12 protein-coding genes, 1 tRNA gene and 1 pseudogene are annotated in these 16088 nt (G+C 71.3%); 9 read left to right on the top strand and 5 right to left on the bottom strand.

What is annotated here, in order from left to right; translation table 11 throughout:
* The first annotated feature begins 156 nt into the window (after positions 1–156).
* Positions 157–2241: a galactose oxidase-like domain-containing protein gene (locus ACSP50_RS37440; protein ID WP_014694539.1), complete on the top strand. Its 2085-nt coding sequence runs from the start codon at positions 157–159 to the stop codon at positions 2239–2241.
* 4 nt (positions 2242–2245) lie between these two features.
* On the opposite strand, the gene ACSP50_RS37435 is transcribed toward ACSP50_RS37440, so the two are convergent.
* A complete protein-coding gene (locus ACSP50_RS37435; protein ID WP_014694538.1) occupies positions 2246–2815 on the bottom strand; it encodes a helix-turn-helix transcriptional regulator in 570 nt (189 codons plus the stop codon).
* 76 nt (positions 2816–2891) lie between these two features.
* On the opposite strand from ACSP50_RS37435, the gene ACSP50_RS37430 reads away from it, so the two are divergent.
* A complete protein-coding gene (locus ACSP50_RS37430) occupies positions 2892–4265 on the top strand; it encodes an MFS transporter (protein WP_052311819.1) in 1374 nt (457 codons plus the stop codon).
* On the opposite strand, the gene ACSP50_RS37425 is transcribed toward ACSP50_RS37430, so the two are convergent.
* Positions 4180–4560, bottom strand: coding sequence for a MarR family winged helix-turn-helix transcriptional regulator (locus tag ACSP50_RS37425; protein ID WP_014694536.1), 381 nt, complete (start codon positions 4558–4560; stop codon positions 4180–4182). The genes ACSP50_RS37430 and ACSP50_RS37425 overlap by 86 nt on opposite strands.
* Before the next feature lie 102 nt (positions 4561–4662).
* Here ACSP50_RS37425 and ACSP50_RS37420 point away from each other — a divergent pair, with 102 nt between their 5' ends.
* The 4 genes from ACSP50_RS37420 to ACSP50_RS37405 all read left to right on the top strand — a co-directional run bounded on the left by ACSP50_RS37420 (position 4663) and on the right by ACSP50_RS37405 (position 9710).
* Positions 4663–6111, top strand: coding sequence for an MFS transporter (locus ACSP50_RS37420; RefSeq protein WP_014694535.1), 1449 nt, complete (start codon positions 4663–4665; stop codon positions 6109–6111).
* A 296-nt stretch (positions 6112–6407) separates the two neighbouring features.
* Positions 6408–6484 (top strand) — tRNA-Met (locus ACSP50_RS37415).
* A 189-nt stretch (positions 6485–6673) separates the two neighbouring features.
* Positions 6674–7927, top strand: a complete 1254-nt coding sequence (locus ACSP50_RS37410; protein WP_231956796.1) for a WD40 repeat domain-containing protein — start codon at positions 6674–6676, stop codon at positions 7925–7927.
* Between the two features lie 616 nt (positions 7928–8543).
* The gene (locus ACSP50_RS37405) at positions 8544–9710 is read left to right on the top strand and encodes an LCP family protein (protein ID WP_099343948.1); all 1167 of its coding nucleotides are present in this window, start codon (positions 8544–8546) and stop codon (positions 9708–9710) included.
* An 83-nt stretch (positions 9711–9793) separates the two neighbouring features.
* Here the strand turns inward: ACSP50_RS37405 and ACSP50_RS37400 are convergent, their stop codons facing one another.
* On the bottom strand, positions 9794–10636 hold the full coding sequence (locus ACSP50_RS37400; RefSeq protein WP_155123720.1) for an alpha/beta fold hydrolase: 843 nt from the start codon (positions 10634–10636) through the stop codon (positions 9794–9796).
* A gap of 55 nt (positions 10637–10691) precedes the next feature.
* Between ACSP50_RS37400 and ACSP50_RS37395 the strand changes: the two genes are divergently transcribed.
* From ACSP50_RS37395 to ACSP50_RS37385, 3 genes and pseudogenes are all read left to right on the top strand, one after another.
* Positions 10692–11969, top strand: a complete 1278-nt coding sequence (locus ACSP50_RS37395) for an acyltransferase (RefSeq protein WP_014694531.1) — start codon at positions 10692–10694, stop codon at positions 11967–11969.
* Positions 11966–12727: a pentapeptide repeat-containing protein gene (locus tag ACSP50_RS37390; protein ID WP_014694530.1), complete on the top strand. Its 762-nt coding sequence runs from the start codon at positions 11966–11968 to the stop codon at positions 12725–12727. The genes ACSP50_RS37395 and ACSP50_RS37390 overlap by 4 nt, the downstream gene beginning before the upstream one ends.
* A gap of 9 nt (positions 12728–12736) precedes the next feature.
* Positions 12737–13687: pseudogene (locus tag ACSP50_RS37385) on the top strand (TerC family protein); the annotation flags it as partial.
* 388 nt (positions 13688–14075) lie between these two features.
* Here the strand turns inward: ACSP50_RS37385 and ACSP50_RS37380 are convergent.
* Together ACSP50_RS37380 and ACSP50_RS37375 are read right to left on the bottom strand one after the other, a co-directional pair.
* Positions 14076–15032 (bottom strand): hypothetical protein, encoded by a 957-nt coding sequence (locus ACSP50_RS37380; RefSeq protein ID WP_014694528.1) that lies wholly within the window; start codon positions 15030–15032, stop codon positions 14076–14078.
* A 158-nt stretch (positions 15033–15190) separates the two neighbouring features.
* The gene (locus tag ACSP50_RS37375) at positions 15191–16042 is read right to left on the bottom strand and encodes a spermidine synthase (RefSeq protein ID WP_014694527.1); all 852 of its coding nucleotides are present in this window, start codon (positions 16040–16042) and stop codon (positions 15191–15193) included.
* Positions 16043–16088: the final 46 nt, after the last annotated feature.

Genomic DNA, 16088 nt, shown 5'->3' with positions numbered 1-16088 from the left:
GTGGTTAAAGGCGGCTATACCGGGTTCGGTGGCTGTTTGGGGATGAATTGATTAAGGGCGACAGAACATTGAAGGACGACTTAGTGCGGGTCTATGGTGAGGGCCGCGAGGGGTTGTAGGGGGCGATTCCTCCGGGTTGGCGGAAGGACCCTTTTCATGCGTTTGCGTCGCGGATTGATCATTTCCGGATTGTTTTCCGCTCTGCTGCTCGCTGGAACGTCGGGTGTCCATCCGGCGGCCGGGCAGGCGGATGCCGGGCACCTCCACGGCGACGAGGCCGACGAGATCCGCGAGCACATGGCACTCGACCTCGCCGATACGCCGATCAGCGAGATCGAGCGACGGACCGCGGTGAACGCCGCGCGGATCCAGCGGGACACCGGCCACCGCCCGGGCACCCCGGTGTCCCGGGTGGCCGTTTCCGCCGATCCCGGGCGGTCCGGCTCGTGGAGTCCGGTGGTCGGCACGCCGGTCGTCCCGGTCTTCGACGCGGTGCTGCCGAACGGCAAGGTGCTCATCTGGGATTCGGTCGGCGACAACGCGGCGGAGTCGTATCCGGACCACGATTTCACGCGGGTGATGGTCTGGAATCCGGCTGACAACACGTACAAAAGAGTTGATCTGCAAGGAGCGAACATCTTCTGCGCGGGTTTCGCGCATCTCCCGGACGGTGACATTCTGGTCGCCGGCGGAAATGCCGACTCGGCCCTTGACGGAACGGTTTGGACGCATATCTTCCACTGGCAGACCGAGACTTGGACCCGGGGCGAGAACATGGCGGTCGGCCGGTGGTATCCGGCGGTTGCCGAGACCGCGAACGGCGAGGAGGTGATCGTCGGCGGCGGCCCGAAGACGGCCGAGGTCTACCAGTCGGACGGCGCCCTGCGCCCGCTCACCGCCGGCCCGACGTACGCGGCGCGGGTCTATCCGTTCCTCGGTTCCCGGCCGGACAGCCAGCTCCAGCTGTTCGGTCCGCCCACCACCTCGTACACCGTCACCACCTCCGGCAACGGGGTGATCACCGCGACCGGCACGCGGGACGCGGTGGCCCGCGACTACGGCGGGTTCGCCACCTACGACGTCGGCAGGACGCTGGTGACCGGCGGCGGCAACCTGACCGAGGGCGGGGTCGCGCAGGTGCCCACGCGGACCTCGGTGGTGCTGAACACCACCGGTGCGGGCGCCACCGTGACCACCACCGGCTCACTGTCCACCGGGCGGCGCCAGCTCAACACCACCCTGCTGGCCGACGGCTCGGTGCTGGCCACCGGCGGGTTGACGAGCACCAGGAAGAGCCCGCTGGTCGACCTGGACAGCGCGGCCACCGCGGCGGAGCGCTGGGATCCGGCGACCGGGGCGTGGACCGTGCTGGCCGGCGCCGGCCGGATCCGGCAGTATCATTCGACCGCCGCGCTGCTGCCCGACGGCCGGGTGCTCACCGGCGGCGGCGGGGTCTGCGGGATCTGCACCACGGTCGGCTATCTGGAGAAGAACATCGAGTACTTCTCCCCGCCCTATCTTTATCGCCAGGACGGCAGCGGCCGCCTTGCCGACCGTCCGGTGATCTCCGCCGCACCGGCCGGCGTCGACATCGCCACCCCGTTCGCGGTGACCTCCCCGCAGGCGTCGAGCATCAGGAAGGTGGCGCTGGTCGGGCTCGCCGACGTCACCCACGGCATCGACCAGGGACAGCGGTACATCCCGCTGAGGTTCAGCGCCGCCGGCACCACGCTGACCGTGACCGGCCCGCCGAGCGGCGGTGTCGCCCCGCCCGGCTACTACATGCTGTTCGTCGTCGACGCGGCCGGTGTGCCCTCGGTGGCCAAGGTGGTGAAGGTGGCCCGGCAGCCGAACCCGCTGATGAGCCCGATCCGCAGCGTCAACGGCGGCGACCGCTGCGTCGACGTGCCCGCGGCGGCCGTCGCGATCCGGACGTACCTGCAATTCTACGATTGCAACGGCTCCAAGGCGCAGGCTCTGACCCGGGTTCCGGCCGACGACACGCTGCGGGTGATGGGCAACTGCCTGGACGTGCCGGGCGGCAATTTCGCCTCCGGACAGAGGATCTGGACCTACACCTGCAACGGCAGCGCCTCGCAGGCCTGGGAGCTCGGCCCCGGCGGGGTGATCCGGCCGGTCGGGCATCCGACCCTGTGTCTGCGCCCGGTCACCGCCGACAACCAGGCGGAGATCCAGATCATCTCGTGCAGTCGCAGTCTGCTGCAGAAGTGGCGGTGGTGACCGGTCACGCCGGCCGGTCGCCGTGCGGGCCGTACAGGTGCAGGATCTCCGCCGGGCCATCACCGGCCGGCCCGAACCAGTGCGGCTCGCCGGTGTCGAAATCGGCCACGTCCCCGGGCTGCAGCACCGACTCGACGGGCCCGCGCAGCAGCCGGACGGTCCCGGACAGCACGTAGAACCAGGCGTGTCCGGGATGGGTCACCGGGGTCGGCGGACGCTGCCCGGGGCCGAGGATCTGTTTGAAGACCTGCAAACGGCCGGGGTACGCGGTGAGCGGTACCACCACGCTCGGGTTTCCGGTGCGCGGCTCGGTGCGGTGCGGCGTGAGGTGCGCCCGCGGATCGCCGGTGGGCGGCGCGCCGATCAGGTGGTCGAGCGCCATCCGGTAGGTGCGGGCCAGCGGGATCAGCAGGTCCAGGGTCGGCCGCCGCCCGCCCGATTCGAGCCGGGACAGGGTGCTCACCGACAGGCCGGTCGCCGCGGCCAGATCGGCCAGGGTCAGCCCACGGTCCTGCCGGATCCTGCGCAGGCGCGAGCCGATGCCGTCGAGCAGCGTGGTCAGCTCGGGGTCCATCCCGACAGTTTGCGGTCTTCGCAAGTTTCCTGGGAAGCGCCGGGTGGTTGCCGCCACGATCGGCGGCGTGAATGAGATGACACGTCGACGGCTGGTCCTGGCCGTCTGTTGCACCAGCATCTTCCTGGTCGGGCTGGACACCACGGCGGTGAACGTGGCGTTGCCCGCGATCGGCCGTGACCTGCGGCTCGGCCTGCCCGAGCTGGAGTGGGCGGTCGATGCCTACACGCTGGTGCTGGCCGGTCTGCTGATCGGCTCCGGCGCGCTGGCCGACCGGATCGGGCGCCGCCGGGTGTTCCGGCTCGGACTGATCCTCTTCGGTCTCGGCTCGGTCGGCTGCGCGCTGGCGCCGGGCCTCGGCGCGCTGATCGCGGCGCGGGTCGTGCAGGGCGTGGGTGCCTCGATGCTGAGCCCGGTGGCGCTGGCCATCGTGGTGAGCGTGATCACTGATCCGCGCGAGCGGGCCCGGGCGATCGGGGTGTGGGCCGCGGTCTTCGGGCTCAGCATGGCGGCCGGGCCGGTACTCGGCGGCGCACTGGTCACCGGACTCGGGTGGCGGCCGATCTTCTGGGCCAACCTGCCGATCATCGTCGCCGTCCTGGCGTACCCCCTCCCGGAGTCCCGATCACCCCGGCCGCGCCGGCTCGACCTGCCCGGTCAGGCCCTGTTGATCGTGCTGACGAGCACGGTCGTCGCGGTCCTCATCGAAGGGCCGCGGGCCGGCTGGTGGTCCGGTTTCGCGATGGCGGCGTACGCGATGATCCCCGCCGCCGCGGCCACCCTCGCCCGGGTCGAGTCCCGCCGCGCCGAACCGCTGCTGGATCTCAGCCTGTTCCGCCGGCCCCCGTTCGCCGCGGCGGTCGGCGGCGCCGTGGTGGTCTTCGTCGCACTGAACGTGACCCTGCTGCTCGGCACGCTCTACCTGCAGCGGGCCCGCGGCCTGAGCCCGATCGAGGCGGGCCTGGTCACCCTGCCGATGGCGGTCGCCGCCACGATCTGCGCCCCGCTCTCCGGGCGTCTGGTCGGCCGGGTCGGCCCCGGTCTGCCGCTGCGCCTGGCCGGAGCCGGGATCCTGCTCAGCGGGGTGCTGCTGGCCGGAGTGGACCGGGACACCGGGCTGCCGGTCCTGCTGGTGGCGTATCTGTGCGCCGGGATCGGGATCGGTTTCGCGAACGCGCCGATCACCAACACCGCGGTCAGCGGTCTGCCGCCGGAGCGTTCCGGGGTGGCCGGCGGGATCGCATCGACCGCCCGGCAGGTGGGGGCGGCGCTCGGCATCGCGGTGGCCGGTGGTCTGGCCGGCAGCCCGCGGGCCGGTTGGGCCCTGGTCGCCGGCTGCGGGGTGCTGATCCTGCTGCTCTCGGCTATCCGGCCGGGGTCAGGTGCTCGGCCAGCACGGACAGTTGCGTCTTCTGCGCCTCGGCCCAGCGTTGCCGGCCCGATGCGGTGATCTGCACGTAGACGCCCCGCCGGTCGGCCTCGCAGTGGGTGCGCTCGGCGAGGCCGCCGTTCACCAGGCGGCTCACCGCCCGGGACAGGGCGCTCTGGCTCAGATACATGGTGTCCGCAAGATCCTGCATGCGGCGCTTGTCACACTCCTGGGTGGTGAGACGGTCGAGCGTCTCGTAGTCACTGAGGGTGAGGCCGTGGGCATCCTGCAGGGCTCGCTCCAGGTGCAGGGCCACCTCGTTGTAGCAGGTCAGGAGCGATCGCCAGCGCTCGACGAGGTCGTTTTCCGGCTCCATGGCGGGCATCCTACTCCGCATCGGACCTTCGATGCACGGGAAATATATGCGCCCACATTCGATGCGTAGACATTAGATGCGTACGCATATAACGTCGCCACCGTGACTATCTCTGAAACCGTGACCCCGACGCCGACCGCGGCCGGCGGCGCGGAACACCGCTGGACACCGCGGCTCTGGGGCGTGCTGGCGGTGCTGTGCGCGGTCCTCTTCCTCGACGGCCTCGACGTCTCGATGGTCGGCGTGGCCCTGCCGTCGATCGGCGCCGAACTCGGCCTCACCACCACCTCCCTGCAGTGGATCGTCAACGGCTACGTGCTGGGCTACGGTGGCCTGCTGCTGCTCGGCGGCCGCACCGCCGACCTGCTCGGCCGCCGCCGGGTGTTCCTGATCGCGCTCGGCGTCTTCACCGTCGCCTCCCTGATCGGCGGTCTGGTCGACGACGGTGGCCTGCTGATCGCCACCCGCTTCATCAAGGGCCTCGCCGCGGCGTTCACCGCGCCCACCGCGATGAGCATCCTGACCACGACGTTCGCCGAGGGTCCGGCCCGCAACCGGGCGCTGTCGATCTTCACGGTCTTCGGCGCCAGCGGCTACTCCTCCGGCCTCATCCTCGGCGGCGTCCTGACCAGCCTCGGCTGGCGCTGGACCTTCCTGGTCCCGGTCCCGCTCTCCCTCGGCGCCCTGATCGCCGGGCTGTTCCTGATTCCCCGCGACGAACCGGCCACCGGCGGCGGCCACGACCTGATCGGCGCCGTCACCCTGGTCGGCGGCATGCTCTCCGCGGTGTACGCGGTGGTCACCGCCCCGCAGCGCGGCTTCGACCCGCGTACCGCCGCGGTGTCGATCCTCGCCGTCGTCCTGCTGGCCGCCTTCGTCGTCGCGGAAACCCGGGTCCGGCACCCGCTGGTCCGGCTCAGCATCTTCCGGATCGGCAGCATCGTCCGGGCCAACGCCAGCATGGTGGCCCTGATGGGTTCCTACGTGAGCTTCCAGTTCATGATGACCCTCTATCTGCAGGACGTGCTGCACTGGGCCCCGTTGCGGATGGCCCTCGCCCTGCTCCCGGCCGGCCTGCTGGTCGCCTTCAGCTCACCCTTCATGGGCCGGCTCATCGACCGGTACGGCACCGCACCACTGATCGTCGCCGCGATGATCTCACTGAGCGCCGGCTACCTCTGGTTCCTGGCCACCTCCGGCAGCCACCCCGGCTACCTGACCACCGTCCTGCCCACGATGCTGCTCCTCGGCGGCGGCTTCGCGTTCGGCTTCAGCTCGATCATGGCCCAGGCCACCGACGGCATCGACGACGCCGAGCAGGGCCTCGCCTCCGGCCTGGTCCAATCCTCCGGCCAGGTCGGCACCGCCCTGGTGCTGGCGGTGGTCACCGGCCTGGTCGCCTCCGCCACCAGCACCGCCGCCGGTGACTTCACCCCGTTCCGGCCCGGCGTGAACCTGGTCACCGGTGTCGCCGTCGCCGGCCTCCTGCTCAACGTCGCGGCCCTGGCGGTGGCGCGTCTGCGCACCCGCACCCCGGCGAGGGCCGCCTGACCTTCCGGCGGCCCGAACCGCCGGCCCGGCCCCGCACCTTGCGTCACCGCCTCGCCCTGCCGGGCGGCGGTGTCACCGTCCGCACCGCTCCGGACAGGCGGGCCGGGCCGGGCAGCGGTAGGCGGCAGGCGCCCGCCGTCGGCCCGGCTGGCGCCTGCCTTCCCTCCGGCCTTCCTCGGCGCTTGCCCCCGTCCCGACGGCGAGTGACCCGCATCTGCGCGCTGACCTGCGGATTTTGGCGACCGGTAACCCGGTTGCGAGGGGCCGGGGGCAACGCGCTAAGCTTTATCTACCGACGCGGGGTGGAGCAGCTCGGTAGCTCGCTGGGCTCATAACCCAGAGGTCGCAGGTTCAAATCCTGTCCCCGCTACCAAAGTAAGTGCAGGTCAGAACGCGGTTCGTCTTCGTGACGGACCGCGTTTTCGATTCTCCCCCGGAAGTGCTCCGGCGAGATCCCGCGGCAGCCGGCACCGTGAAAGATCCGGACGTGGTCGGCCCACTCTGGCGGATGAAATGCCGCGAACAGCGTCATACCAGTCAAAGGCGTCGTTACCGTTCGAACGTGGCTATCAATCGAACTCGTACAGACACGTGCGGTGACCGTCTCCGCGTCCGGGGGTCGTTCGCCGTGGCCCTGGCCGGGCTGCTCTCGCTCTCCGCGGTCGCCATCCCGCAGTCCTCGGCCGCGGCGCCGCCGGCACCGGTCGCACACCAGATCACGGGCGTCGCGGCCCGCCCCCGCGCGGCCGTGCCCGGCGTGGACGGACGCGTCGCGATGCGACCGGATGGCAAAGTCTTCGCCACCGTGAGTGATGCGGCGGTGCGGCAGTGGAGCACGGCGACCGGCCGCCGGGTCGGAACGCCGATCACCGGCCTCACCGGACAGGTCCACGCCATCGAGTTCAGCGAGGACGGCAAGCTGCTGGCGGTCGCCGACGACGGCGGCGTGGCGCTGTGGGATGCCACCACCGGGCAGCGGTCCGGATCCCCGCTGATCGGTCATGCCGGGCCGGTGCGCTCGGTCGCCTTCAACGCGGGCGGCCGACTGCTGGCCACGGCCGGCGACGACGGGACGGCTCGGCTGTGGGATCTGGCCGATCGGCGCCTCCTGCACGCCCTGACCGGGCAGGCCGGCGCGGTGAGTTCGGTGGTGTTCAGCCGGGACGGCAAGCGCCTCGCGACCACGGCCGCCGACAGCACCGTGCGGCTGTGGCAAGCGGACAGCGGACGCCCGATCGGCAAGGCGCTGATCGTGAGCCCGGGCCCGGTCTATGCGACGAGTTTCAGCCCCGACGGCAAACTCCTGGCGGCCTCCGGCGGCGGCGACGTCGTGCGGCTCTGGAACCCGGCCACCGGCGAACCGGCGGGCGAGCCGATCGTGGCCGGACCCGGGCCGGTGTACGCCCTCACGTTCAGCCGTGGGACCAGGCTGCTGGCCACTTCCTCCGGCGGGGACGACACCGTGCGCCTGTGGGACACGGCGACCCGCCACCCGGTTGCCGCCCCGCTCGCCGGGCACACCGGACCGGTGCGCGCCATGCGCTTCGGTCCGGACGGGAAACTGCTGGCCACCGGCAGTGACGACGGAACCGTGCGGTTGTGGGACGCGGTGACCGGACGTGCCCACGGTGCGCCGCTGGCCGGGCACCAGGGGCCGGTCTGGGCGTTGCGGATCAGCCGGAACGGCAAACGCCTGGTCACCGCGGGCGCGGACGGCAAGGTCCGGCTGTGGCGACTGCCCAGCCGGAAAGCGGCCTCCCCTCGGCACGGCCAGAAGGCGGCCCGGCCCGGGTCGATCCCCCTCGGTGCCGCCTGACCGGACCTCGAGCGGCCTGCGCGAGTGATCGCCGGCCGCCGGGAAGCAGCGTCCCGGGGCAAAAGGTCGATTCGCAAGAAATGCATTGCTGCGCTCCGGAATGTGGGCCATCGGCTCGGCTGATGACCGCAGGCCGCAGGTTCCACCTCCTGTCTCCGCGACGAGTGGACGGACCCTTGCCCGCGACATGCGGACAAGGGTCCTTTTCGTATCGCCTGCCGGGCCGGGACCCGGACCGGGCGGTGGCGTCGCGGCGGGCTCGGGTGCGCGGCCCGGTGGGGGGGATCCGGTCCGACCTGGCGGCGGTCGATGGCATGGGGTTCGAAGGCCCTGCCTTCAGGGGAGTTGTCAGCCGTGGCCTTCCGGGACCGTGAACGGCGACTGTCCGAGGTCGGTGAGCCGTCACTGATCGACGGCGGTGAGCTGGGGCTGTCGGAGAGCTTGTCGTGGCCTGAGTGAATGCTGGGTGTTGCGGCACACTCTTGTCCGGACAGGGGCCGCCGGGCCAGAATTTGGGCGAGAGCGGATAGGCGTCGATGGGCGAGGCTTGACGTGATCGACTAGCGTGCGGCAGCGCAGCCATACGAGGGGGACCGCTGTGCTGAAACGATCACGTGTGAAGGTAGAGGGCAGCCCGCGTCGCAAGTGGCCGCTGTGGCTGAAGATCGTGGTGCCACTGGGTGTGGTGCTCGTCCTGGGCAGTGGCGGCGCCTTCGCCGCTGTCAAGGTCGCGGAGAACAAGGTGAACGCGGCCATCCCCGATCACCAGCTGGGCGGCTCCGCGGCTGCTCCGGTGCAGCACGCCGACATCAAGGGTGCCAAGAACATCCTGCTGGCGAGCCTGGACACCCGACCGAGCTGGACGAAGACGCATCAGCCGAGCCACACCGACTCGATCATCATTTTGCACGTGACGGCGGACCACAAGAGCGCGTACATGCTCTCCATTCCGCGTGACCTGCTGGTGGACATCCCGAAGTACAACAACGGGAAGTATCTGAACCGCGAGCACCACGACAAGATCAATGCGGCGTTCGCCTTCGGCAGCATGGGTCTCGACGGCGACGACGCCACCACGCAGGGCATGACGCTGCTGGCCGAGACGGTGCAGAAGCAGTTCGGCATCAAGCCGGACGCCGCTGCGGTGGTCAACTACGACGGCTTCGTCGACATCCTCAAGCAGATCAAAAAGGTCTGCCTGTACGTCGATGAGAACGTCACGTCGATCCACATCGGGCACACCAAGGACGGCAAGCTGGCGGTCCCGTTCAAGACCACGGCGGCCGGCACGAACCCCCGGCACCTGTACGTCGATGGTGAGCAGGTCATTCCCAACACGTACAAAATCGGCAATCAATGTCTTGATCCCACCCAGGCGCTGGACTTCGCCCGGCAGCGGGACCTGCTCTCGCCGCTGCACGATGGCGACTACGGCCGGCAGCGGCACCAGCAGCAGCTGCTCAAGGCGATCCTCAAGACCGCGGTGAGCCAGGGCCTCGACTCGCCCACCAAGCTGCCCGGGCTGCTGACCGCGGTCGGCAAGGCGATGACCGTGTTCCGGCAGGGCATCTCGCTCGAGGACTGGGTTTTCGGCATGCGCAACCTGAACCCGGACGACATCGTCACGCTCAAGACCAACGGCGGCAAGTTCCACGAGGTGCCGTCGGGGGTCGGCTCGTCGGAGGGCCTCACCGCGGACAGCGTCGCCATGTTCAAGGCCGCCAAGGACGACACCCTGGAGGCGTTCGTCCAGACCCACCCGACCTGGGTCGCCAAGACCTGACCGTCAGGCGAACAGGGCGGCGCTGGCCCGTGCAGCGGGCCAGCCGAAGGCGGGGCGCCGGTCGACGGGGCGGGCTGTGCCCATCACTGCGGGTCCGCGATCGTGGCTCCTGACCGCCCGTGCAGCGCGGTGAGGACCTGGGCGAGGGCGGCCGGGTGGTGCAGGATGCCGAGATGCCCGACGACGGCGCGCCGGGCGTGATCCTGCAGCAGCACCGGGGTGGCGTCCGGCACGGCGGCCAGCGAGGCGGTGTACGGCGTGACCATCTGGTCGTACCGGGTGACGATCGTGGTGTACCGGGTCGACGGTGGCGGGGGAGCGGTCCGCAGCGCGGTCAGCACCGGGGAGCCGGGCAGCTGCTCTCGCCAGGTCGGGATCTTCGCGTCCAGCCAGCGGCGCAGCCCGGCCGGGAGCCGGTGCGGCCGGTTCAGCAGACCGTGCAGGGTGGTGCCGCCGTAGGTGGGCGCCAGCCCGACCAGCGTGCGGACCGTGCCGGCGGCCGGCTCGCCGGGCAGGCACCGGGTCAGGTAACCGGCCAGGACCGCACCCCAGGAATGGCCGACCACGTCCACCCGGTCGGCGCCGGTCGTCGCCCGGACCTCGTCGATGAAGGCGGCCAGGTCGAGCGCGTGCCGGTGGGTGGCGGTGACGTCCGGCCCGGGGCGGGCCCGCCGCCAGTCGAACGGGTAGACCGCGCGGCCCGCGTTGGCCAGCAGCGGGGCGAGGGTGAACCAGTCGCTGGCCGAGCGGCCGTTGGTGCCGTGCACCAGGATCACCGGGATCGTGCCGGTCGCGGCGCCGGTCGCCGGGGTCAGCGCACCCGGCGGGAGACCGCGCGGATGGGCGGCGCGGTGGCGCAGGGCGGCCCGCCGGCTGTAGTGCACGGGCAGTGGCGGCGACTCCATGGTGCGGATCTTATTACGCACGCGAAGTGATGTACTTTTCGGCGGACATTGACCTGAGCGGCTATTCTCCGCTCCGATGACGAATCAAAACGCGGCCAAAATCAGGCAAGCCGGTATATCCGGGCGAAATACGGCGCTCTCTGCGGAGCAGCCGTCCCCGCCGGTCAACCGGCCGGCGAGGGATGCGCCGGCCGGTAAACCGGCCCGGCTCGCCACCCTGGACGCACTCCGGCTGATCGCCGCGCTCGCCGTCGCCGCCTACCACCTGACGGCGTCCTGGCGGGTCGACGGGCGGCACACCCCGGCGTACTTCCTGCCGCACCTGGCCCACGTCACCGTCTACGGCTTCCTCGGCGTCGAGCTCTTCTTCCTGATCAGTGGCTTCGTGATCGGGATGAGCAGCTGGAACCGGAGCCTCGGCGACTTCTTCACCTCCCGGGTCAGCCGGCTCTACCCGGCGTACTGGGCCGGTGTGCTGATCACCACGGCGGTGGTCACGCTCGCCCCGATCAACGGCGGCGTCCCGGTCTCCGGAACCCCCGACCTGCGCCAGGTCGCGGCGAACCTGACCATGCTGCAGGAGCCGCTCGGTGTCGGCTCGGTCGACACGGTGTACTGGACGCTCTTCGTCGAGCTGCGTTTCTACCTGCTGTTCGCGGCGCTGGTGGCGGTCGGGCTGACCTACCGCCGGGTGGTGCTGTTCTGCGCGGTGTGGATGACCGTCGCGGCGCTGGGCCCGATGACCGGCAGCCGGTGGGTGCAGGTGCTGGCCGTGCCGGACTACGCGCCGTACTTCATCGCCGGCATCGCCGCGTTCCTGATCCACCGGTTCGGCCGGTCCTGGCTGCTGTTCGGCATCGTCGGGTTCGCCTGGCTGGTCAGCGTGCAGCGGGTGATCGACCGGGTGAACTCGCTGCACCCCGGTTTCACCGTGCCGACCTGGCCGGGCGCCGTGATCATCACGGTCGCCTACGCCGTGATGCTGGCCATCGCGCTCGGCTGGACCGACCGGATCCGTTGGGCCTGGCTGAGCACCGCGGGCGCCCTGACCTACCCGTTCTACCTGCTGCACCAGCGCCTCGGCTACACCTTCATCCGGCACACCTACCAGGCGACCCACCTGCCCGTCTGGCTGCTGGTGGCGATCGCCATCGGCCTGCTCCTGGGCCTGTCCTGGCTGGTGCACCGGCTGATCGAGAAGCCGCTGGCGGCGCGGCTGCGGTCCGGGTTGCGGCAGTCGCTCACCGAGCTGCGGGTCGCCTCGGCCGCCGACGCGGCCGCCGGCGCGCTGCCCCGGCAGACCCGGGAGGGGCGGCTGGTCCGGGCCGCCCGCGAGCTCGGCGGTGACCGATGAGGCACTTGGCGGCGGACTGTACGAAATGCGCCGCGCTCTGCTGTGTCGCCCCGGCCTTCGCCAAATCCTCGGATTTCGCCGTCACCAAGCCGGCCGGGCAGGCCTGCCGCAACCTGGGTGACGACTTCCGCTGCACGATCCACGAGGTGCTGCCGGAGCGCGGGTTCCGCGGCTGCGTGGTCTTCGACTGCTTCGGCGCCGGTCAGCGGATCACCCAGGAGACCTTCGGCGGGCGGGACTGGCGCGGCGCCCCGGAGCTGGCCGGCGCCATGTTCGCCACCCTGCCGGTGATGCGCCGGCTGCACGAGCTGCTCTGGCTGCTGACCGAGGCACTGAAGCTGGGCGAGGCGCGCCGGCTGCACCCGAAGCTGGCCGCGGCCCGGGACGAGATCGAGATGGTGGCCGCGCGGTCCGCCGACGAGCTGCGCGGACTCGACGTGGAGCCGTACCGGCAGCGGGCCGTGCCGTTGCTGCGCCGGGCCAGCGAGCTGGCCCGCGCCGGTATCGGCGGCCGCCGCCCGGACCACGGCGGAGCGCAGCTGATCGGCCGTGGATTCCGGGGCGCCGACCTGCGCGGCGCGAGTTTCCGCGGCGCGCTGCTGATCGGCGCCGACCTGCGCGGGGCGGACCTGCGCCGGGCCGACTTCACCGGTGCCGATCTGCGCGGCGCCGACCTGCGCGGGGCCGACCTGACCGGCGCACTGTTCCTGGCCGCGTCACAGCTGCGCGCCGCAATGACGGACGACGATCCCCTCTAAGCTGAGCCGATGCGGCATGTGTCGGGCCTGGTGTGGCTGTCGACGGTTCTCGGGATCGTCGGTCTGCTGCTCTTCGACTTCTTCGTCCACGTCCGGCGGGCGCACGTGCCGAGGCTGCGTGAGGCGGCACTGTGGACCGGCGTCTACGTCAGCATCGCGCTGCTGTTCGGCGCCGGGATCTGGGTGGTCGGCGGGTCCGGGATGGGCCAGGAGTATTTCGCCGGCTACGTCACCGAGGAGGCGCTCTCGGTCGACAACCTGTTCGTCTTCCTGCTGCTGCTCGGCAGCTTCCGGGTGCCCCGCGCCGACCAGCAGAAGGTGCTGCTCGTCGGGATCGCCGTGTCGCTGGTCGCCCGCACCGCGTTCATCCTGGTGGGCGCCGCGCTGATCGACTCGTTCGCCTGGGTCTTCTACCTGTTCGGGCTGATTCTGCTGCTCACCGCCGGCAATCTGGTGCGCGGGAAGGCCGGGGGCGAGCAGACCCCGCCGGACAACGTGGTGATCCGGCTGGCCCGCCGGGTGCTGCGGACCACCGATACCTACGACGGCGACAAACTGGTCACCTACCGGGACGGCAAGCGGATGCTGACCCCGATGCTGCTCGTGATGATCGCGATCGGTGGCACCGACATCCTGTTCGCGCTCGACTCGATCCCGGCCATCTTCGGGCTCACCCAGAACGTCTACCTGGTCTTCACCGCGACCGCGTTCTCCCTGCTCGGCCTGCGCCAGTTGTACTTCCTGATCGACGGGCTGCTGGACCGCCTGGTGTACCTGTCGTACGGGCTGTCCGCGATCCTCGCCCTGATCGGGGTCAAGCTGATCCTGCACGCCCTGCACCGGAACAACGTGCCGTTCATCAACGCCGGTGAGCACATCGGGGTCACCGAGATTCCCACCGGCGCCTCGCTTGCCATCATCGTCGGGGTGCTGCTGGTCACCGTGGTGGCATCGCTGCTCAGTCCACGCGGCCGGGCGCAGACGTACTCGGCGGCGGCCCGGCGGCGCGCCACCGAGTTCCTCGAGATCGAGAAGGATCCGGCCTACTGCGACGAGGTGTACCACCTGCTTCTCGACGAGGAGCGGAACCTGCAGAGCCTGCCGGCGCGGTACCGGCAGCACGGCGACCTGACCGACCTGCTGCGCCGGGCGCACCGGGTGCACGCCGAGCGGGTGGCGGCCGGCCGCTGCTACGTACGGCCCGAGCCGTCTGCGGCCTGACCGGGCCGGCCGCCGCGCCGGGCGGCCGGAGTCCTCAGCGGCCTGATCGGGCCGGCCGCCGCGTGGGGCGGCCGGCGTCCTCAGCGGCCTGATCGGGCCGGCCGCAGCGTCGGGCGGCCAGAGCCCCTCAGCGGCCGGACGCGGCGTCGTCCGGACGGTTCAGGTAGGACGACAGGTTGGCGGTCCGCCCGAACGGGTCCTCGTCGGTGCCGGCGACCAGACCGGCGATCCGGGCGGCCAGGCTGGACGCGCGCGAGGCGAGGTCGGGCTGGGCCTGCCGGGAATCCTGCTCGGCGCGCAACGCCTGCTCGGCGCGCTCGGCGTCGGCGGCCAGTCCGGGCCGCTCGCCGTACCCGCGGGAGGCGGAGATCGGCATCCCGGAGACCGGCTGCTGATAGGCCGGCTCCTGACGGACGGGCTCCTCGTACACCGGCTCCCGGTAGACCGGCTCCTCGTACGCCGGCTCGTCGTAGACGGCCTCGGCGTAGATCGGCTCGGGGTAGGCGGGCTCCGGGGCGGGCACCGGGACCGCGCCCAGCAGCGTCACCGTCTGCCCCGCACCGCCCTGATAGTTGGTGAACTCGGGCCCGATCACCTGACGCGACAGCATCCGCGCGTGCGCCGGCGCCACCCCGATCTCCGTGGCGTTCTCCACCCGGAACCGGGCGATCGCCTGACGCAGCACGTTGGCCAGACGGTCCGCGTCGCCCACCGTGGCCAGGTCGCCGCCGGCGAACACCAGGGCCGGGAAACTGCCCTCCGGCCCGTTGCAGACCAGCTGGATCTGGGTCACCGTGGCGGTGCGGCCGGCGTCCCGGTTGCCCGGCTGCACACGCAGGTGCTGCGGCCAGAGCCAGAACAACTCGCCATTACGCACCGTGCTCTCGTCCGCATACGTATAGCGAACCCGGCGGTCCGTGACCAGGACCTCGGTCTCTTCCGGCAGGGTCCAGCGCGGTAGCGAGGACGCCTCGTCGAACGCGTACTCCGCGGCCGCGCAGCGGCCTTTCCAGAGCACCCGCTCGCCGCTGTCCAGCGGTCCGAGGTCGGTGCCCGGAGCGGACAGGAAGTGCTGGTGGAACATGGTTGCCTTCCCCGTTCACGCCGCAGCGGGATGATCGCGGCCAAACGATTACAGCCTTGTCCTACCAGTGTCGCCAGCGACCCGACGCGAATCACACCGGAACTTGCGAAAGTGACACCGGACGGTAATGACCGATGAACCATCGGCCGACCGATCCGTTACTTTCGGTTATCGAACAGGCCGGCCGGGGGCAGGGGTGACGCTGTCGCGGTGGCGTCCGGCACCGGGACCGCCCCGGCCGCGAATCGCTCCAGGTCGGTCTCCACCCGCCCGGGGAACCAGTCGCCCGCGGCTCGCCGGGTCAGCTCGGCCACCGGGGGTGGGGTGCGACCGGCGAGCACCACCAGATTGCCGAACCTGCGGCCGCGCAGCACCGACGCGTCGGCAACCAGACAGGCCTGGGGCAACACCGACCGGATCGTGGCGACCTGGGCGCGGGCGTGCCGCAGCGGCGGGCCGTCGGCGATGTTGGCGATCAGCCAGCCGTCCGTGGCCAGCACCCGGGCCACCTGCGCGGCGAATTCGGCCGAGGCCAGATGGGCCGGGGTGCGGGCGCCGGCGAACACGTCCAGCACGATCACGTCGTACCCGCCGTCGCGCATGCCCTCGACAGCCTCGCGCGCGTCACCCACCCGGACCCGGATGTTCGCCTGCGCGGGGAGCGGCAGCTCCCGGCGGACCAGCTCGACCAGCGGCCCGTCGATCTCGACCACCCGCTGCGCCGAACCGGGCCGGGTGGCGGCCAGATAGCGCGGCAGGGTCAGCGCGCCGCCACCCAGATGCAGCGCGCGCAGCGGCCGGCCCGGGGCGGCCACCAGGTCGATCGCCGCGGCGATCCGCCGCACGTACTCGAACTGCAGGTACGCCGGGTCGGCCAGGTCCACGTGCGACTGCGGCGCGCCGTCCAGCAGCAGGGTGAACGCGGTGTCCCGGTCCGGGTCCGGAACCAGCTCCGCGACGCCCGAGGCGACCGTCTCCACCCGCCGTCGCGATGCCCTGCGCTGTGCCATCCGACCATTGTCCGGGGAGCAGCTTGGTAGCGCGGAGCGGGGAACG

Origin of the sequence: Actinoplanes sp. SE50/110, from assembly GCF_900119315.1 — a bacterium.
In the GTDB taxonomy this organism is placed as follows: Bacteria; Actinomycetota; Actinomycetes; order Mycobacteriales; family Micromonosporaceae; genus Actinoplanes.
This window is presented reverse-complemented; position numbering and strand designations above follow the sequence as displayed.